The organism is Kineosporia rhizophila, from assembly GCF_021277265.1.
Lineage (GTDB): Bacteria > Actinomycetota > Actinomycetes > Actinomycetales > Kineosporiaceae > Kineosporia > Kineosporia rhizophila.
On record NZ_JAJSOH010000003.1, the window covers coordinates 53,586 to 71,325 of the forward strand.

Annotated in this window: 20 protein-coding genes; 9 read left to right on the forward strand and 11 right to left on the reverse strand. The window is 69.9% G+C overall.

All coding sequences use genetic code 11. The annotated features are described in order from the left end of the window. The first annotated feature begins 55 nt into the window (after positions 1-55). Genes LWF15_RS06885 through LWF15_RS06915 form a run of 7 tightly spaced genes read left to right on the forward strand, consistent with a single transcriptional unit; the run spans position 56 to position 6,673 of the window. On the forward strand, positions 56-1,270 hold the full coding sequence (locus LWF15_RS06885) for an amidohydrolase family protein (RefSeq protein ID WP_232809537.1): 1,215 nt from the start codon (positions 56-58) through the stop codon (positions 1,268-1,270). A 14-nt stretch (positions 1,271-1,284) separates the two neighbouring features. Continuing rightward, positions 1,285-2,034, forward strand: coding sequence for an ABC transporter ATP-binding protein (locus LWF15_RS06890; protein WP_232809538.1), 750 nt, complete (start codon positions 1,285-1,287; stop codon positions 2,032-2,034). Further along, positions 2,031-2,804, forward strand: coding sequence for an ABC transporter permease (locus LWF15_RS06895; RefSeq protein ID WP_232809539.1), 774 nt, complete (start codon positions 2,031-2,033; stop codon positions 2,802-2,804). Before LWF15_RS06890 ends, LWF15_RS06895 begins: the two co-directional genes overlap by 4 nt. A gap of 35 nt (positions 2,805-2,839) precedes the next feature. Then, positions 2,840-4,027 carry a substrate-binding domain-containing protein gene (locus LWF15_RS06900; RefSeq protein ID WP_232809540.1) on the forward strand — a complete coding sequence of 396 codons (1,188 nt, stop codon included), beginning with the start codon at positions 2,840-2,842 and terminating at the stop codon, positions 4,025-4,027. After that, positions 4,027-5,343 (forward strand): FAD-binding oxidoreductase, encoded by a 1,317-nt coding sequence (locus LWF15_RS06905; RefSeq protein WP_232809541.1) that lies wholly within the window; start codon positions 4,027-4,029, stop codon positions 5,341-5,343. The genes LWF15_RS06900 and LWF15_RS06905 overlap by 1 nt, the downstream gene beginning before the upstream one ends. Next, positions 5,340-6,107 carry a creatininase family protein gene (locus LWF15_RS06910; RefSeq protein WP_232809542.1) on the forward strand — a complete coding sequence of 256 codons (768 nt, stop codon included), beginning with the start codon at positions 5,340-5,342 and terminating at the stop codon, positions 6,105-6,107. The genes LWF15_RS06905 and LWF15_RS06910 overlap by 4 nt, the downstream gene beginning before the upstream one ends. Continuing rightward, positions 6,104-6,673 carry a pyridoxamine 5'-phosphate oxidase family protein gene (locus LWF15_RS06915; protein WP_232809543.1) on the forward strand — a complete coding sequence of 190 codons (570 nt, stop codon included), beginning with the start codon at positions 6,104-6,106 and terminating at the stop codon, positions 6,671-6,673. Before LWF15_RS06910 ends, LWF15_RS06915 begins: the two co-directional genes overlap by 4 nt. A 3-nt stretch (positions 6,674-6,676) precedes the next feature. Here LWF15_RS06915 and LWF15_RS06920 read toward each other — a convergent pair whose 3' ends face one another. Together LWF15_RS06920 and LWF15_RS06925 are read right to left on the reverse strand one after the other, a co-directional pair. Beyond that, a complete protein-coding gene (locus tag LWF15_RS06920; protein ID WP_232809544.1) occupies positions 6,677-7,297 on the reverse strand; it encodes a DUF1349 domain-containing protein in 621 nt (206 codons plus the stop codon). Positions 7,298-7,318: 21 nt separating this feature from the next. After that, positions 7,319-7,810 carry an NUDIX domain-containing protein gene (locus LWF15_RS06925; RefSeq protein ID WP_232809545.1) on the reverse strand — a complete coding sequence of 164 codons (492 nt, stop codon included), beginning with the start codon at positions 7,808-7,810 and terminating at the stop codon, positions 7,319-7,321. A 48-nt stretch (positions 7,811-7,858) separates the two neighbouring features. Between LWF15_RS06925 and LWF15_RS06930 the strand changes: the two genes are divergently transcribed. Beyond that, positions 7,859-8,524, forward strand: a complete 666-nt coding sequence (locus LWF15_RS06930; RefSeq protein WP_232809546.1) for a TOPRIM nucleotidyl transferase/hydrolase domain-containing protein — start codon at positions 7,859-7,861, stop codon at positions 8,522-8,524. Here LWF15_RS06930 and LWF15_RS06935 read toward each other — a convergent pair. The 6 genes from LWF15_RS06935 to LWF15_RS06960 all read right to left on the reverse strand — a co-directional run bounded on the left by LWF15_RS06935 (position 8,508) and on the right by LWF15_RS06960 (position 13,942). After that, entirely contained in the window at positions 8,508-8,900 is a 393-nt protein-coding gene (locus LWF15_RS06935) for a hypothetical protein (protein WP_232809547.1), read from the reverse strand. The genes LWF15_RS06930 and LWF15_RS06935 overlap by 17 nt on opposite strands. Before the next feature lie 27 nt (positions 8,901-8,927). Then, positions 8,928-11,144 (reverse strand): putative bifunctional diguanylate cyclase/phosphodiesterase, encoded by a 2,217-nt coding sequence (locus LWF15_RS06940; protein WP_232809548.1) that lies wholly within the window; start codon positions 11,142-11,144, stop codon positions 8,928-8,930. A 24-nt stretch (positions 11,145-11,168) separates the two neighbouring features. Further along, entirely contained in the window at positions 11,169-11,990 is an 822-nt protein-coding gene (locus LWF15_RS06945; RefSeq protein ID WP_232809549.1) for an SAM-dependent methyltransferase, read from the reverse strand. A gap of 129 nt (positions 11,991-12,119) precedes the next feature. Further along, the gene (locus LWF15_RS06950) at positions 12,120-12,680 is read right to left on the reverse strand and encodes a hypothetical protein (protein WP_232809550.1); all 561 of its coding nucleotides are present in this window, start codon (positions 12,678-12,680) and stop codon (positions 12,120-12,122) included. Between the two features lie 42 nt (positions 12,681-12,722). Continuing rightward, on the reverse strand, positions 12,723-12,935 hold the full coding sequence (locus LWF15_RS06955; RefSeq protein ID WP_232809551.1) for a DUF397 domain-containing protein: 213 nt from the start codon (positions 12,933-12,935) through the stop codon (positions 12,723-12,725). Positions 12,936-13,039: 104 nt separating this feature from the next. Next, positions 13,040-13,942: an SDR family NAD(P)-dependent oxidoreductase gene (locus tag LWF15_RS06960; protein WP_232809552.1), complete on the reverse strand. Its 903-nt coding sequence runs from the start codon at positions 13,940-13,942 to the stop codon at positions 13,040-13,042. A gap of 99 nt (positions 13,943-14,041) precedes the next feature. On the opposite strand from LWF15_RS06960, the gene LWF15_RS06965 reads away from it, so the two are divergent. Then, the gene (locus LWF15_RS06965) at positions 14,042-14,707 is read left to right on the forward strand and encodes a TetR/AcrR family transcriptional regulator (protein WP_232809553.1); all 666 of its coding nucleotides are present in this window, start codon (positions 14,042-14,044) and stop codon (positions 14,705-14,707) included. A gap of 309 nt (positions 14,708-15,016) precedes the next feature. Here LWF15_RS06965 and LWF15_RS06970 read toward each other — a convergent pair whose 3' ends face one another. The 3 genes from LWF15_RS06970 to LWF15_RS06980 are packed head-to-tail and all read right to left on the reverse strand — an operon-like array spanning position 15,017 to position 17,698. Beyond that, positions 15,017-15,670, reverse strand: a complete 654-nt coding sequence (locus tag LWF15_RS06970; RefSeq protein WP_232809554.1) for a methionine ABC transporter permease — start codon at positions 15,668-15,670, stop codon at positions 15,017-15,019. After that, positions 15,667-16,686 (reverse strand): methionine ABC transporter ATP-binding protein, encoded by a 1,020-nt coding sequence (locus tag LWF15_RS06975; RefSeq protein WP_232809555.1) that lies wholly within the window; start codon positions 16,684-16,686, stop codon positions 15,667-15,669. Before LWF15_RS06975 ends, LWF15_RS06970 begins: the two co-directional genes overlap by 4 nt. A gap of 22 nt (positions 16,687-16,708) precedes the next feature. Then, the gene (locus tag LWF15_RS06980) at positions 16,709-17,698 is read right to left on the reverse strand and encodes a MetQ/NlpA family ABC transporter substrate-binding protein (RefSeq protein ID WP_232809556.1); all 990 of its coding nucleotides are present in this window, start codon (positions 17,696-17,698) and stop codon (positions 16,709-16,711) included. Positions 17,699-17,740: the final 42 nt, after the last annotated feature.

The window sequence follows — 17,740 nt, forward strand, 5'->3', positions numbered from 1 at the left end:
TTCGCGAGCATCCTACGCAAGTACCGAAGGTCGTCCAGCGGCCGGAAGGAGAACCGTGCCGGCCCTGCCTCAGCCCCTCACCCGCCTGCTCAACGCCACCCTGCCAGAAGGGCGAACAGTGGACGTGGGTCTGCGTGGCGGTCGGGTGAGTGAGGTGGTCGAGGCCGAGGGCCGGGCGGCGATCGAAGGTGAGCTCGACCTGAAGGGCTGGGTCCTGCTCACCGCCCCGGCCGAACCGCACGCCCATCTGGACAAGGCCCTCTCCTGGGACCAGATCGCCCCGCCGATGGGTGATCTGCGACTGGCGATCGATTCGTGGCGGGCCCACAGCCACACCATGACCACCGAGAGCATCGCCGAACGGGCTTTCGCCGCAGCCCAGTTGATGCTGCGCAACGGCACCACGGCCGTGCGCACCCACGTCGACCTGCTGGTCGGGCCGCAGCCGCTGCGCGGTGTGCAGGCGCTGGCCGGGCTGCGTGAACGGCTGCAGGGACGGATGGACCTGCAGATCACTGCGCTGGCCGCGCCGGACACGCCCGACGAGATCGTGCACGCAGCCCTGGATCTGGGCGTGGACCTGGTGGGCGGCGCGCCGCACCTGGCCCCCGATCCGCTGCGCGACCTCACCCGTCTGCTGGCCATCGCCGAGTCCCGCGGCGTGGGCACCGACATCCACACCGACGAGGGCCTGGACGGCGAACCCACTCTCACCTACTACGCCAAGGCCGTGCAGGACTGGCCGGCCGACCGGATCCGCTCGGCCGGGCACTGCGTGCGCCAGGGCACCCTCGAGCCGGCCGAGCTGGCTCAGACTGTCGAGGCGGTCAAAGCGGCTGATCTGGGCATCATCTCGCTGCCCATCACCAACCTCTACCTGCAGGGCTGGCAGCATCCGGTCTCCACCCCGCGGGGGTTGACCGCGCTGCGGGCCTTCCTCGACGCCGGGGTCAAAATTGCTGGGGGAGCGGACAACCTGCGGGACCCGTTCAACCCGGTGGGCCGCGGCGACGCCCTCGAAACCGCCTCCCTGTTGGTCACGGCCGGCCACCTGACCCTGACCGAGGCCTACCACGCCGTGTCGGCCGGGGCCCGCGAGGTGCTCGGCCTGCCGCCGGCCGGAGCCTTCCCCGGTGCGGTCGCCGACTTCCTCGCGGTGCGGGGCAACAGCCTGGGAGAAGTGGTCGCGGCCGCCCCCGCCGACCGGATCGTCCTGTACCGAGGCGCCCTGGTGGCGCGATCGTCCGTTGTTCACGAAACCGCCCTGTAGAGAAGGAGGTGACCATGTCTGACGAGACCCCGGCCGTCCTGCTCGATTTCGAAGACGTGTCGATGCGCTTCCCCGACGGCACGAACGCCCTCACCGGCGTGGACCTGAAGGTCGCCCGGGGCGAGTTCGTCTCGGTGGTGGGGCCGTCCGGCTGCGGCAAGTCCACCCTGCTGCGCATCGCCTCGGGCCTGGAGAAGGCCTCCACCGGAAAGGCCTCGGTCAGCTCCGACCGGATCGGCTACGTGTTCCAGGACGCCACGCTGCTGGCCTGGCGGTCCGTGCGCCGCAACGTCGAGCTGCTGGCCGAGCTGCACGGGGTGCCCAAGGCCGAGCGCTCCGAGCGGGCCACCAAGGCGATCGAGCTGGTCGGCCTGAACGGCTTCGAGAAGCACCTGCCGCGCCAGCTCTCCGGCGGTATGCGGATGCGCACGTCGCTGGCCCGCTCGCTCACCCTCGACCCGGAACTGTTCCTGTTCGACGAGCCGTTCGGGGCCCTCGACGAGATCACCCGGGAGCGGCTGAACGACGAGCTGCTGAAACTCTTCGTGCAGCAGGGCTTTGCCGGGCTGTTCATCACCCACTCGGTGGCCGAGGCGGTCTACCTCTCCACCAAGGTCCTGGTGATGTCCGGCCGGCCGGGCACGATCGTCGAGGAGTTCGACGTGCCGTTCGCGATGCCCCGCGACCCGGACATCCGTTTCACCGGGGAGTTCGCCACCCTGGTGGGCAAGATCTCGCACGCCCTGCGGGAGGGACACCGATGAAACTCAACTGGTGGCAGCCCACCATCGTGCTCGGCCTGGTGATCGGGTTCTGGTACGCCGTGGCCTACTGGTACGACAAGGGCAAGGAACTGGCCTTCGTGGTGCCCTACCCGCACCTGGTGCTGGACACCGCGGTCACCGACCCGGCGTTCCGCAAGGCGCTGCTGGACAACCTGTTCCAGACCCTGGTGGTCACCGCCACCGGCCTGCTGATCGCGGTGGTGATCGGGATGTCCTGGGCGGTGCTGATGTCGCAGGCCCGCTGGCTGGAGCACTCGCTCTACCCCTACGCGGTGATCCTGCAGACCATCCCGATCCTGGCGATCGTGCCGCTGATCGGCACCATCTTCGGCTACGAGTTCGCCTCCCGGGTCATCGTCACGGTGATGATCGCGCTGTTCCCGCTGGTCTCCAACACCCTGTTCGGCCTGCACTCGGTCGACCGGGCCCAGCGCGAGCTGTTCCGGCTCAACGGCGCCGGGCGGCTCACCACCCTGCTGAAACTCCAGCTCCCGGCCGCGCTCCCGGCCATTTTCGTGGGCCTGCGCACCGCGGCCGGGCTGGCCGTGATCGGGGCGATCGTGGGCGACCAGTTCTTCCAGCGTGGCACCCCCGGGCTGGGCGTGCTGATCCAGGTCTCCAACTCCCGGCTCAACGGGGCCGGCACGTTCGCCGCCATCATCACCGCCTCACTGCTCGGCGTGTTCGTCTTCCTGCTGTTCGGGCTGCTGGGCCGGCTGGTCACCGGCAAGTGGTCCGAAGCCTCCTGAACGTTCCCGAAACCGTGCTGCCCCTAGGAGATCTGATGTCCCACCGTACTGTGCGCCGCGCTCTGGCCGCCGGACTCGCCCTGGCCACGGTGGCCGGTCTGGCCGCCTGCGGATCGTCCGACGAGGAAGACAGCGGTGCCGGTTCCGGCGCGAGCGCCGCGATCGGCGACGTGGACCTCTCGGCCGACTGCCCGGCCACCGTCGTCATCCAGACCGACTGGAACCCCGAGGCCGAGCACGGCCACCTGTACCAGCTGCTGGGCAAGGACTACACCGCCGACGCCGCCCAGAAGTCGGTCTCCGGGCCGCTGCTGTACAAGGGGCAGGCCACCGGGGTGGACGTCGAGATCCGTTCGGGCGGGCCGGCCATCGGCTTCTCGACCGTGACCAGCCAGATGTACCAGGACAAGGACATCATGCTGGGCTACGCCAACACCGACGAGGCGGTCCAGCTGTCGGCCAAGAACCCGGTGACGGCGGTGTTCGCCCCGCTGGAGAAGAGCCCGCAGATGATCATGTGGGACCCGGAGACCTATCCGGACGTCACCGACATCGCCGGCCTCGGCCAGTCGCTGAAGTCCAGCGGTGGCGTGGTCCGCTACTTCGGCGGCGCCGCCTACATGGAGTACCTGGTCAGCTCCGGGAAGCTGGACAAGAGCGTGGTCGACGGCACCTACGACGGCGCCCCGGCCAAGTTCGTCTCGGCCAAGGGCAAGGACGCGCAGCAGGGCTTCGCCAGCGCCGAGCCGTACGTGTACTCCACCGAGGTGCCGGCCTGGGGCAAGGAGGTGAAGTACCAGCTGGTGCACGACGCGGGCTACCCGTTCTACTCCTCGCCCCTGTCGGTGCGCAGCGGCGACCTGGAGAAGTACAGCCCCTGCCTGAAGAAGCTGGTGCCGGTGCTGCAGCAGGCCGAGGTGGACTACTTCGCCGACCCGGCCGCCACCAACGAGCTGGTGCTGGACCTGGTCACCCAGTTCAACAACGGCTGGGTGTACAGCGCGGGCGCGGCCGACTACTCGGTCGAGACCATGCTCGGGCAGGGCATCGTCAGCAACGGTGAGAACGACTTCGTCGGCGACATCGACGCCGAGCGGGTGCAGAGCATCATCGACATCACCACCCCGATCTACACCGCCGCCAACAACGCGCCCAAGGCCGGCCTGAAGCCGGAGGACCTGTTCACCAACGAGTTCCTCGACGAGACCATCGGGCTGTCCTGATGCGCGAACGCGTTCGGGCCCTGGCCGCGGAGCTGCTCGACCTGCTCGGCCCGGACGGGGTGAGCAGTCAGGACGCGGCGCTGGACCGGGCCTCGGCCGACGGGGCCCGGCTCTCGCCGATCATCGTCGAGCAGCTCCCGCTGGGCCGGGCCGAACTGGTGGCCTGGCCCACCAGCGCCGAGCTGATCGCCCAGACCGTGGCCGCGGCGGTCCGTCACCAGGTGCCGATCACCCCGCGCGGCAAGGGCACCGGCAACTACGGTCAGGCCATCCCGATGAGCGGCGGGCTGGTGCTCGACACCACCCGGGCCCGCAGCATCGTCGAGATCGGCGAGGGCTACGCGGTGGTCGAGGCGGGCGTGCCGATGGCGGCGATCGAGCACGCGGCCAACGCGGCCGGGCAGCAGGTGCTCATGTATCCCTCCACTGCCAACTCCAGCATCGGCGGTTTCCTGTCCGGCGGCTCGGGCGGCACCGGCTCGATCCGGCACGGCATGCTGCACCAGGACTTCGCCCTGGCCCTGGACGTGGTGCACGCCGAGCCGGACGCGAAGCTGGTGCACGTGGAGGGCGCCCAGGCCGAGCCGTACATCCACAACTACGGCACGGCCGGCATCATCGCCCGGGCCCGGATCGCCCTGGAGCCGCTGCAGCCCTGGCGCGGCCTGTTCGCCAGCTTCGACACGTTCGAGCAGGCGCTCAGCGTGATCCGGCCGTTCGCCGACCTGGAGCCCACCCCACGCCTGGTCTCGGCCGATCCCGCGGTGCTGGCCGGGGCGCTGCCCACCGACGCGGCGATCCCGCCGGGCCGGGCCAGCCTGCGGGCGATCCTCGACGAGGCCTCGCTGGAGGCGGCCACGGCCCTGGTGACCGGTGCCGGCGGGCGGGTGGAAGACGTGCGCGAGGGCACCCAGGCGATGCTGAAGATCAGCCGGATCTCCTACAACCACCCGATCGAGTGGCTGCAGAAGTCCGCTCCGGGCAAGTACTTCCACGTCGAGGTGGCGGGAGACGCGCTGGTCGACCGGATCGCCGAGGTGGAGGAGGTCTACTTCGGCGGCATGCTGCACATCGAGGCGCAGAAGGGCCGGCCGATCGGGATGCTGGCCGGTATCTACTCCAGCGCCGAGGAGGTCTACGCCGGGTTCGAGCGGCTGACCGCCCTGGGGGTCGGGTTCCACAACTGCCACCAGTGGTACGTGGACTACCAGCCCGAGCGCACCGCCGAACTGGCCCGCAGCACCGATCCGCTGGGCCTGCTCAACCCGGGCAAGCTGCGACAGCCTTCCGGGGTGCTCACCGGGCGGCAGGCATGACGTACAAACTGGCCGAACTCTCCGGCCCGGCGGTCGCGCACAGTCTCACCGACTCGTCCATCGCCGTGATCCCGACCGGCGCGATCGAGCACCACGGGCCGCACCTGCCGCTGCTCACCGACGCGCTGATCGCTTCCGAGGTGGCCGAAGCGGCCGTACAGCAGGGGCTTTCCCAAGGGCTGGACCTGTGGCTGCTGCCCACCCTCACCTACACCAAGTCGGACGAGCACGCCTGGGCGCCCGGCACCATGTGGCTCTCGGCCGAGACGCTCTGGGCCACCCTGGTCGACCTCGGCCGCTCGATCGCCACCACCCCGGCCCGACGGGTGGTGTTCGTCAACGGGCACGGCGGCAACACCGCCCTGCTCGGCGTGGCCAATCGCGAGCTGCGCCGCCGGTTCGGCCTGGACACCTTCAGCATGCCCGCCTCCTTGGGTCAGGCCGAAGGAGGCCCGGATGAGCTGGGTTTCGGCATCCACGCCGGTCACGCCGAGACCTCGGTGGTGATGCACCTACGCCCCGACCTGGTCAATCTGTCGCTGGCCGCCCGCAACGTGCCGGAGCACCTGGCCGAGCTGGAATACATCGGGTTCAACGGCTATCCGGTGAGTTTCGGCTGGACCAGCGACGACTTCGGCCCCTCGGGAGTGATCGGCGACCCGACCGGTGCCAGCGCCGAAGCGGGCGCCACGCTGTTCGCCGAGTCGGTGCGCCGCGCCGTGGGAGCCCTGACCGAGATCTCCACCTTCCGGCACAAGGCATGAGCATCGCGGGGGAGGCCTGGGAACTCCTGAGCGACTGGCTGCCGGGCAATCACGAGCCGGAACGTCCCCAGCTGCAACTGGCCACCGTGACCGACGAAGGCACCCCCGACGTCCGTACTGTGCTGTTGACCCGGTTCTCGCCCGAGGGTTTCTGGTTCAACACCGACAGCCGTTCCCGCAAGGCCCAGCAGCTGCGCAGTACCCCGGCCGTGGCCCTGCTCTTCCTCTGGCCGGGGTTCACCCGCCAGCTCAGCGTGCAGGGCGTGGCCTCGGTGGTGCCGACGTCGGAGAGCGCCGAGGCCTACCAGCGGCGCTCGCCCTACCTGCAGCAGCTGGCCTGGCAGAACACCAACGCCTTCGCCCAGCTGCCGGCGTCGGAGCGGGAGGCCCGCTGGGACGCGTTCACGCACAGCGGTGACCTCTCCCAGCCGCCCCCGACCTGGGCGGGCTACCTGGTACGCCCCGAGCGCCTGACGTTCTGGGAGGGCAACCCGGCCGCTGCCAGCCGGCGCACCGAGTTCACCTGGTGCGCCGGCGAATGGCGAAGGACGTACCTTGCCGGCTGAGCCTCAGGAACCGTCGCGCAGGTCGGCCAGCCGCTCGGGCACGAAGCCGACCTGGTCGAAACGCACGGCGCAGCCCGGGCCGGTGGGCGCCTGGGCCTCGAAACCGAAGCGCAGGGGCTGCTGACCGGTGCCCAGGGTGAAGTAGCGGATCATGTTCCAGGTCTCACCGTCGACCGAGGCGTGGTAGGCGAACGTCTCGCCGATCCGGGACACCCGCAACCACACCGTGTTCTGGTCCACCACGAAAGCGTTGGCGTCGTCGGCCACCCCACGGCACACCACCGAGACCACCATCGGCTCGCCGGCCGGTGAGTACTCGAAACACAGCTTGCCCCAGTGCGCCTCGTCCACCCAGATCAGCAGCACGCCCGCGTCGTAGGTGGCGTTGAAGTCCACCTCCACCTGGGCGACGAACTGGAAGTCGCCCTCGGGGGCCGCGGTGAGCAGGGTGGCGGCGTTCAGCAGGGCGGGGGAGGCGAGCGTGGCGGCGGTGCCCGACGGGTCCACGAAGATGTCGCTCTTCGGGTGCGCGGTGGTGCTGAGCACGCCGTCGGTGACCTCCCAGGTGGAATCGGGGGAAGGGGTCAGGTCGAAGGGCAGGCCGGGCACACGCGTCGTCGTCATGCCGTGATCCTTTCAGCCCGCTCAGGCCATGGGTAGGCCGTTCTCCGCATAGACCGTGCCGCCGTGCAGATGGGCGCCGAGCGCGGCGGTGACGATCCGGGCCATCCGGGGGTTGGTCAGGCGCGGCACGTCCTCGGCGGTGCACCAGGTCCAGGCGCGCAGCTCCTCGTCCTGCAGCACGATCTCGGCCTCGTCCAGGGCACCCCCTTCGAACACCCAGTTGATGCTGTCGCCACCCGGCACCCGCGGCGGGGCGTAGTTGACCAGCAGCAGCCGCCCGGGCGCGACCTGCACCCCGAGCTCTTCGTGGGTCTCCCGGAAAGCCCCCGCCTGCGGCGACTCACCGGCCTCGATCACACCCCCCGGCAGGTCCCAGCCCTCCTTGTAGGTGGGCTCGACCAGCAGCACCCGCGGCTGCGGCCCGGTGTGCTCGGTGAACAGAACGGCCGCCCCCATCACCTTCCGAGGCAGCGAGGCCAGCCACTGGGCGTGCTCTTCTTCGGTATAGGTCACGCGGGCCACGGTAAGACGATCGGCGGGCGCATTGCTACCGTTCCCCGGGTGCGTCCCGCCGAAGCTCTGACCCTGGCCACCACCACGAACGCGGCCGTGGTCGTCCTGGTCGAGGGCGAGAGCGACCAGGGGGCGGTGCAGGCTCTGGCCCGCCGTCAGGGCATCGACCTGCAGGCGCTCCGGATCATCGTGGTCCCGATGGGCGGCGCCTCCGGGATTGCGCGCTTCGTCGAGGTTCTGGGGCGTCAGGGGCTTGGGCTGCCACTCGTCGGTCTCTTCGACGAGGCCGAGATCGGCTACGTGCGAAGGGCTCTGGAACGAGCCGGCTGGTTCCCCCGGTACTTGGGCTCGCGTCAGGATCTGTTTGAGGACGTGTCGGCGCGGGCTGGTCTGGCAGCGCTGGGTTTTCATGCGTGCGTGGTGGATCTCGAGGATGAGCTGATCCGTGCGCTGGGGGCGGAGGCGGTGCTGGGGGTGGTGGAGGCCGAGGGCGAGATGCCCCGCTTCCAGGCCCTGGCCCAGCAGCCCGACCATCGCGGCGAACCGGTCGAGGCCCAGCTGCACCGCTTCCTGGGCACCCGCGCCGGCCGTAAGGTCCACTACCCGCCCCGCCTGGTCGAGGCCCTGACCCCAGGGGCTGAGCCGGCCTGCCTGGTGGGGGTGCTGCGCTCGGCCCTCGCGGTCAGGGAGTCAGGTCTCAGGAAGTCAGATTGACGAAGCTGTCCTCGGGGGAGCAGGTGTCCCGGTCGTTCTCGCCGACGCTGAGCAGGCCCCACCACGAAAAGGTGGGCCCGTACGCAGCCAGCACCTCACGCGGGAACTCGGCCACCAGTCGTCCATCGGTCATCTCCACCACCTGGCCGCAGTCCAGCTGGTGCCGGGGCTTGAACTGGTGGCGGTAGGTGCGGGTCATGCCGTCGGGACTGCGCTCCACCGCCAGAAGGGCGTTCTGGTGCACGTCGGGCTGGGACTTGATCCACACGGCGAACCGCGTGGTCTGCTCGGTGTCGAGTTCGCCGGACCAGCGGAACTCGGCCCGCACCGGGTCACCGGAGGTATCGAGCTTCACGTTGAAGGCCGGTTCAGTCACGAAGGGTGAGTTTAGCCATCCGGAGAGTCAGCGGCGCACCTGAATGGTGTTCATCGGCGCGGTGTCGGCGGGCCTGCGGGGCTGGCTGGGTTTGCCGATCACCGGGGTCGGGGAGGTGGTCGGGTCCTTGACCGGGGACGGGTCGCCCTGGTTCGGAGCCGGCCGGGTGGTTCGCGGGGCGGTCACCTCGGAGGACGGGTGCAGGGGTTCCGGGGTGGCGTAGAACCAGCCCTGGGCCACGTCGCAGCCGATCTCGCGGATCTGGGCGTCCTGCTCGGCCGTCTCCACCCCCTCGGCGGTCACCAGGAGGTCCAGGCTGTGGGCGAGGTCGACCAGCGTCCTGAGGATCTGCTGGTCGATCGGCGACCACGGACGTCCTGACTTGGTGCTCTGCAGGAACGTCCCGGCCAGCTTGAGCTCGTGCCAGGGCAGCCGGCGCAGCGCGGCCAGGTTGCTGTAGCCGGTGCCGAAGTCGTCCATCACCAGGCGCACGCCCATGTCGATCAGCGAGTCCAGCACCGCCACCGGCTCCGGGTCGTCCAGGTTCATCACCACGCTCTCGGTGATCTCCACCCGCAGCCGCGAGGGCTCCAGCTGGGCCTGGTCCAGGGTGCGCCGCACGTCGTCCAGCAGTTGCGGCGAGTACAGCTGCCGCACACTGACGTTGATGTTCACCGCGGGCCAGTCACTCACCGCCAGATCGGCGCAGGCCCGGTCCATCACCCAGCGCCCGATCGGCAGGATCGCGGCGTTCTCCTCGGCGATCCGGATGAACATATCCGGTGAGAGCGAGCCCATGGTCGGGTGTTTCCAGCGCAGCAGGGCCTCGACGCTGTGCAGGTCGCCGTCGCTGAGGCGGATCAGCGGCTGGTACACCAGGGCCAGCTCACCGCGCTCGACCAGACCCGGCAGCTGCATGGCGACCTGGAAGCGGGTCAGCTGACCGGCCTTACGCTGCGGGTCGTGCTCCACCACCCGCCCCTTGCCGGCCTCCTTGGCCGCGTGCAGGGCCAGGTCGGCCGCCTGCATGATCTCGGCCGAGTTCGCCCCGGCCGCAGCCAGTTCCACCACCCCGACACTGGCGCCCACCTGCACCGGCAGCTGCCCGGTGACCTTCAGCGGCTGCTTCAGGGCGGCCAGGAGGTCCTCGGCCACCTGCATCGGCGCCACGTCCCGCGAGCAGCCGGTGAGCAGGGCCACGAACTCGTCCCCGGCCAGCCGGGCGACGAACGCGCCGGAGGGCAGGGCGGCCTCGGAGAGCCGCTCGGCCACCGCGATCAGCACCCGGTCGCCGACGATGTGCCCGCGGGAGTCGTTGACGAACTTGAAGCCGTCCAGGTCGATGAACAGCACGGCGACCCGCTCGTCCGGGCCCGGGTCGGCCACCGCCCGGTCGAGGTGCTGCAGGAACAGCACCCGGTTGGGCAGACCGGTGAGGGGGTCGTGGGTGGCCTCGTGCTGCAGCCGTTCCTGCAGCAGGCGGCGGTCGGTGATGTCCTCGACCACCGCCACCATGAAGGCCGGGTTGTCGTCGGAGTCGCGGATCAGGCTGACGCTGAGGTTGGTCCAGATCCCCTCGCCGTCCTTGCGCACGAAGCGCTTCTCGGCCTTGAACTCCTCCAGCACCCCGGAGGCGGTGTCGGCGTACTGCTGCCAGACCGCCGCTCCGTCCTCGGGGTGGATGTACTCCTGGATCTTCATGGCCCGCATCTCGTCCACCGTGAGGCCGAACATGTTCTGCAGGGAGGCGTTCACCTCGATGACGTTGCCCTCGATGTCGCCGACGGCGATGCCCACCGGGGCCTGGTCGACCAGCCGGCGCCAGCGCGCCTCCGACTCCGACAGCGCCCTGGCCACCTCGTCGCGGGCGGCCGAGGAGGCCTGGTGGATCGACTCCTGCTGGGTCAGCAGCCGCTGCTGCACGGCGGCCGCGTGCCCGGTGGCCAGTCCGCCCTGCATCCGCACGAGCTGCTGCTCGCGGTGCACGTCGCCGACGTCGGGCGCGTAGCGGGCCAGCACCATCAGCGCCTCGCCGATCGCCTTGGGCGCCGTGAGGTGGGCGTCGGCGAGCATCCGGCCGAGCCGGCGCCCCGCGGCCTGGGCATCGGCCGAGGGCGTCAGGCCCGCCATCGTCACCATGGTCAGCCGCTCGGCCAGGTGCGCGAACTCCTGCTCACTGGCCAGCGGGTCGCCGGCCTCGCGCAGGGCCTGCTCCCAGCCCGCGATGAGCTTCTTCTGGGTCATCAGGCCGTCTGCACGCTCAGCCGGTCAGGGCTTGCGGCCCACTCCGGCCCAGCCCGGGAACCGCTCGGCATCCTTGGCCGAGATCTCCTCCTCCGGGTGCCAGAGGGCCAGTAGGGTCACGCCGGGCTCGACCAGTTCGTAGCCGGCGAAGAACGCCTCGACCTCACCGCGACCGCGGTAATTCATCGTGCTGGTGGCCTTCTTGTACAGATCGCGCATACCCTCGGTCTGCTCGCTCGGGTGCAGCTCGTCGGTGGCGTGGCAGATCAGCAGGTAGCTGCCCGAGGCGCTCCAGTCGCGGTAGGTCGCGATCAGCTCGGCCGGCTTGGCCTCGTCCGGCACGAAGTGCAGCAGGGCGCACAGCAGTACCGCGGTCGGCTGGGTGGGGTCGAGCAGACCCAGCCCGTTCACCTCGTCCAGCAGCTCGCCGGGCTTGGTGAAGTCACCGGCCAGCACGGCGGCGTTGGTGTTGCCCTCCAGCAGCGAGCGGCTGTGGGCCACCGCCACCGGGTCGTTGTCGACGTAGACGACCTTGGCGTCGGGGGCGAGGTCCTGCGCCACCTGGTGCACGTTGCCCACGGTGGGGATGCCCGAGCCGATGTCCAGGAACTGCCGCACCCCCTGCTCGATCAGGTAGGTCACGCCGCGCCGCAGGAACGCCCGGTTCGCCTTCATGATCAGCGGGAGGTCGGGCCACCCGGCGATGGCCTTCTCGGCCATCTCCCGGTCCGGGCCGAAGTTGTGGAACCCGCCGAGGTAGTAGTCGTAGACCCGGGAGACGCTGGGACGGCTGAGGTCGATGTCCTCGCCCACCCACTGCGGATTCGTCAAAGTCGGACCACCCATCAGCTCTGGCTACCGCGACCGGAGGGCCCGCCCGACGTCCGGGCGGGACCGAAGCGCATTCGCTACCGGACGTTACCAGAACACCGTTAAGTGGCAGTTAGTTCTCCAAACGGGCGCAGCGGGCGCCTCTCAGGTGTCGAGCTCGGCCAGCATGGGCCCGAGCAGGTCGTTCAGTTCCCTCACCAGCACGCTCACGGCCCGCATGGCCAGGCCGGGCAGGTCGGGTCCGGGGGCCTCGGGGGCGGGTGGCAGGTCGGTCAGGGGGATCGGGGCGTCGATGAGGAGCAGTGGACGCACGTAGGGGAACCTGCTCATCTCTTCCGGAGAAGGCGTGAGGTACTGCCCGAGAACGGCCGGCCACCCCTGCCAGCCCCGGTCCTGCCCCCAGACCTGGGTCCGGGCCAGCGACTGGGGGAGGCCGGAGACCAGCTGTACGCGGGCGGTCAGCGACCCGTCCCAGGTGTTGCGCTCGCAGGCCACGTCCAGCACCCGCCGATGGAAGCGCACGTACCCCGGGTCGAGGTAGGGCAACGTGGCCAGTTGCCAGGCGGTGCAGGCGAAACCGACCGGGGAGATGTCGCCCCAGTGCTCCGAGAACACGGCCTCGAGCGCCCGCACGTGCGCGGCGTAGCGCTCGCCGTGCTCCCGGTCGTACTGGTGGTCGATCCAGGCCAGGCTCGGCGTCGGCATGGCGGCACAGCGTAGTGCTTTGCTGACAGCCGCCGGACCTGGTCAGGATCGGAGGGCCGAGCCGAGGTGATCGAACTCGCCGTTGCGCGCCCCCTGCAGCCAGGCGGCGGCGCAGCCGGGGGAGAGGCGCAGGGCGGGGCCCTCGGGATGCTTGGAGTCACGAACTTCGGGGCACCCGGCCTGCCGACGCATCTGCACACAGGCGCCGTTCGGGTTGGAGGCGCTCGCCTTGATCCAGGGGGTCTCGCTCACCATCGGTCACTCCTTGCGGACGTCGCCTTCGACGGTGATCTGATGGTGCGGGCGAGGCCGTGCCCGGCGGGCGGAGACCACCGAATCTGCCCCTAAGGGCAGAGAAGTCACGTCAGCGGGAACGTCACTCCGGTGAGTTCCTCGGAGACGGTCCACAGGCGCTGCTGGGTGGCCTGGTCGTGCGATTCGGGGCTGGAGGAGACGAGCTCGGGGTAGCCCCGGATCTCGCGTCGGCCACCGGGGCCGTAGTACTGGCCACCGATGACGGCCGGATCGGTGGCGGCCCGCAGCGTGGGCAGGGCGCCCATCTCGGGCTTCTGGGTCAGCAGGGGGGCCAGCAGGTTGAGGGGGCCCCGGATGGCGGCGGGGATGCTGCGGGCCAGTTCGGTGTTGGCGACGCCGGGGTGCGCGGCCACCGCGATCGTCGTGCCGTGCTGAGCGAGTCGGCGCTGCAGCTCGTAGGTGAACATCAGGTTGGCGAGCTTGGCCTGGCCGTAGGCGCCGACGCGGCTGTACGAGCGCTCCCACTGCAGGTCGTCGAAGTGGATGGCGGCCTGGATGCGGTGGCCGGTGCTGCTGACCGTGACCACCCGGGAGCCGGGGACCGGCAGGAGCCGGTCCAGCAGCAGCCCGGTCAGGGCGAAGTGGCCGAGGTGGTTGGTGCCGAACTGCAGCTCGAAGCCGTCGGCGGTGGTCTGCCTCGGGGTGTGCATGACGCCGGCGTTGTTGATCAGAAGGTCGATGCGGGGATGGGTGGCCCGGAGCTCGGCCGCCGCCGACCGCACCGATTCCAGGGAGGTGAGGTCGAGCGCCTGCACCGTGACGTCACCGCTGATCCGGGCGGCCGCCTGCCGGCCCTTCTCGACGTTGCGCACGGCCAGGACGACCGAGGCGCCTCGTTCGGCCAGCATGCGGGCGGTCTCGAAGCCCAGCCCGGTATTGGCTCCGGTGATGACCGCCGTCCGGCCGCGCTGGTCGGGGATGTCCTGCTGGGTCCACGAAGTACTCATGACTCACTCCTAAGAAACCGACGGTCTGTTACGTGACCAACTTAAGGTACCGCCGGTCTGATGTCAAAAGACCGTCGGTCTTTAAGTTAGGCTGGCGATGTGACATTCCAGCGGGCGCGCAGCGAGGAGCAGCGGCAGATCCGGCGGCGGGCGATTCTGGACACGGCGGTCGCCATGCTCGGCGAGATGCCGGTCGCCGAGCTGACTCTCAACGAGCTCAGTCGTCGGGTGGGCCTGGCCAAGTCGAACGTCCTGCGGTACTTCGAGTCACGCGAGGCGGTGCTGCTCGAGCTGCTGGACCACTTCACCGGGGTCTGGCTCGGGGGGCTCGCCCAGGAGCTGGAGGCCGGCATCGAGCCGGACGCGTCCCTGGAGGCCCGGGCCCGGCAACTGGCCGAGATCCTCAGCCGGTCCCTGGCGGGCCAGGAAGTGCTGTGCGACCTCGCAGGGGCGCAGGGCGGCGTTCTGGAGCACAACGTCTCGCCCGAGGTGCTCAGGCAGCACAAGCGCTCCTCCCTGGGCCGGGTCACCGACATGGCCGAACTCCTGAACCGGTACCTGCCCGAACTCGGCGACGACGCGCAGCTGTTCTGCCTGATGAGCCTGATCTCGGCGGGCGCCCTGGCGACGTACGTCCCACCGCCGCCCAACCTGCTCGCGGTCTATGCGCAGGAACCGGATCTGGGCCGGTTCAACCTGAACCTGCAGGACGCCCTGCGGTTCACCTTCACCTCGGCGCTCGTAGGAGTGCTGCCGCGGGCCTGAACTGGAGTCCTCGGCGCCCAGATCTCCGTGACGAACAGATCGTGCTGCCGCAAACGTCCTCTGGCGTCGGGCTTCTCGACCTGGACCGGCTGGCTGAAGGTGAGCCGACCTCGACCTGGCCAACCTGCTCGTGCACCTGGAACTACTGGCGCGGCAGGGCAGGCTGTTCTCGAGGCGTACGCGCCGACGGCGGAAACGCAGCCCCGTCTGGGCACTTACGCGCAGCTGACACGGCTCCGGCCGACGGCCGCCTACTCTTTCCGGCCGACCAGCCCGAAGCCGCGTCACTGCTGCTGAGTGACCTCTGTTCTAGCGCCGCAGCGCCTTCCGGGCCAGGAAGTTCCCGAGGAACTGACCGGCCTGCACGATCAGGATCATCACGGCCACGCTGATGTACACGACCGGCCAGTCGTAACGTTGCGAGCCGTAGGTGATCGCGAAGTCACCGATGCCGCCACCGCCGAACAGTCCGGCCTGGGCCGACATGTCCACGATGGCCACGAAGATGAACGTGTAGCCCAGGATCAGCGGGCCCAGCGCCTCGGGCACCAGCACGGTCAGCAGGATGCTGATCGGCCGCGCCCCGGCGGCCCGGGCCGCCTCGATCACGCCCGGGTTCACCGTGAGCAGGTTCTGCTCCACGATCCGGCTGACCGCGAAGGCCGCCGAGAGCGACAGCGCGAACGTCACTGCGTTGGTGCCGATCGTGGTGCCGATCGAGGCCAGCATCAGCGGCTGGATCGCCACCAGGAAGATCACGAACGGGATCGGCCGCACGATGTTCAGCGCGATGTTCAGCAGGATGAACACCGGGCGGTTGGCCATCAGGTTGCCCGGCCGGGTGGCGTAGAGCACCAGACCCAGCGCCAGACCGAGCAGACCACCGACGATCACCGAGATCGAGACGATGAAGAAGGTCTGGCCGATGGCGGTCTGGAAGACCTCCCAGTTGTACTCGCTCACGCGGCGGCCTCCTCGTGCTCGTCGATCACGAAGTCGTCGGCCTTCAGCGCGCTCAGGGCGGCGTCGACCGAGGCGTCGGCCCCGCTGAGCGCGAAGGTCAGGCTGCCCACCGGGCGCTCCTGCAGTTCGCTGATCCCGCCGAACACGATCTGCGCGCTGACGTCCCGTTCCAGGAACGCCGAGGACAGCGTGGTCTGGAAACCGGGCCGGTCCTGCACCCGGACGGTGACCAGCCGGCCCGGGTGCGAGGCCCGCAGCCGGCGCAGGGTGTCGGGCGAGGGCCGGTCGCGCAGCGTGCTGCTGACGAACCGCGCGGCCTCCGGCGTCTTCGGGTCGTTGAAGATGTCGTAGGCCGAGCCGCTCTCGATCACCAGGCCCCTGTCGATCACCGCCACCCGGTCGGCGATGCTGCGGATCACGTCCATCTCGTGGGTGATGATCACGATCGTGATCCCCAGCTCGCGGTTCACCTGGCGCAGCAGGTTCAGCACGTCCTGGGTGGTCTCCGGGTCCAGCGCGCTGGTGGCCTCGTCGGCCAGCAGCAGCGAGGGATCGGTGGCCAGGGCCCGGGCGATGCCGACGCGCTGCTGCTGCCCGCCGGACAGCTGCTCCGGGTGGTCGTGGGCGCGCGCCAGCAGGCCCACGAAGTCGAGCAGCTTGGCCACCTTGGCGTCGCGCTCGGCCTTGGGCACACCGGCCACCTTGAGCGGGTAGGCCACGTTGCCGGCCACCGTGCGCGAGCGGAACAGGTTGAACTGCTGGAAGATCATGCCGATGTCGCGGCGGACCTCCCGCAGCTCGCTCTCGCGCAGGCCGCTGACCGTGCGGCCACCCACCGTGAGCCGGCCCGAGGTGACCGGCTCCAGGCCGTTGATCAGCCGGACCAGGGTGCTCTTGCCCGCCCCGGACTGGCCGATGATGCCGAAGATCTCACCCTTGGCGACCTCGAGGTCGACCCCGCGCAGGACCTCCTGCGCGGGGTCCTGGCGACGCTTACCGGGGAAGGTCTTCGTCACACCCTCGAGGCGGACATGAACCTCACTTGGCGGCACGGGCCTGTTCCTCGACGGTCTTGAGCACTTCCTGGAGCTCGGCGGCCGGGGTGGTGCGGAACACCGCGGTGCCACCGTTGGACTCCTGCACGCCGGCCTCGACCGCCGGGTCGTGGTACAGCTCGGCGAGCTTCAGGTACGTCTCGTTGTCCTTGTCCTCGGCGCGGGCGGCGAAGATGTTGACGTAGGGGGCGGCCGCCTCGCTGGCCGGGTCGTCCTGGAACAGCGCCTCCTCGGTCTTCAGGCCCGCGTCGGTGGCGAAGTTCTTGTTCACGATCGCACCGGCCACCGAGCCGCTCTTGACCGCACCGGCGGTCTGCGAGGCGTCCAGCGGGGTGACCTTGACCTTGGTGCTCTCGATGTCCTCGACGCTGGAGAAGGCGCCGCCGCCGTCCTTGAGGGTGAGCAGGCCGGCCGCCTGCAGCACGAGCAGACCGCGCGCCTCGTTGATCGTGTCGTTGGGGATCGCGATCTCGGCGTCCTTCGGGATCTCCTCGACCGACTTGTACTCGCTGGAGTACAGCGGCAGCGGGTAGACCGCGGTGGCGCCGATCGGCTGGATCGTGTCGTTGCTGGAGACGTTGTAGTCGGCCAGGTACTGGATGTGCTGGAACTGGTTGAGGTCGACCTCGCCCTGCTTCAGGGCCGGGTTGGGCTGGCTGTAGTCGCCGAAGTTGACCAGCTCGACCGTGACGTTCAGTTCCTTCTTGACCAGGTCGGTGTACGTCTTCCAGTACGGCTGGGCGGCGTCGGCCACGCCGATCTTCACCGTCTGGGGGGCCGCCCCGCCCGCGGACGCCGAGGCCTCCTCGTCGTCACCGCCGGAGGTGACGGCATAGGTGATGCCGGCGATGGCGACGACCGCGGCCGCGGCACCGGCGATGATCGCGTTGCGACGGGTGTTGCCCTGCTTGGCGGGCAGCTGGGGTGCGCTGTTGGCGTCGCTGGAGTCGCTGGGGGGAGTGGGAGCGGACATGAACGGGTCCTCGCGGGTTTTCGACGGGTGGGCAGGGGGACG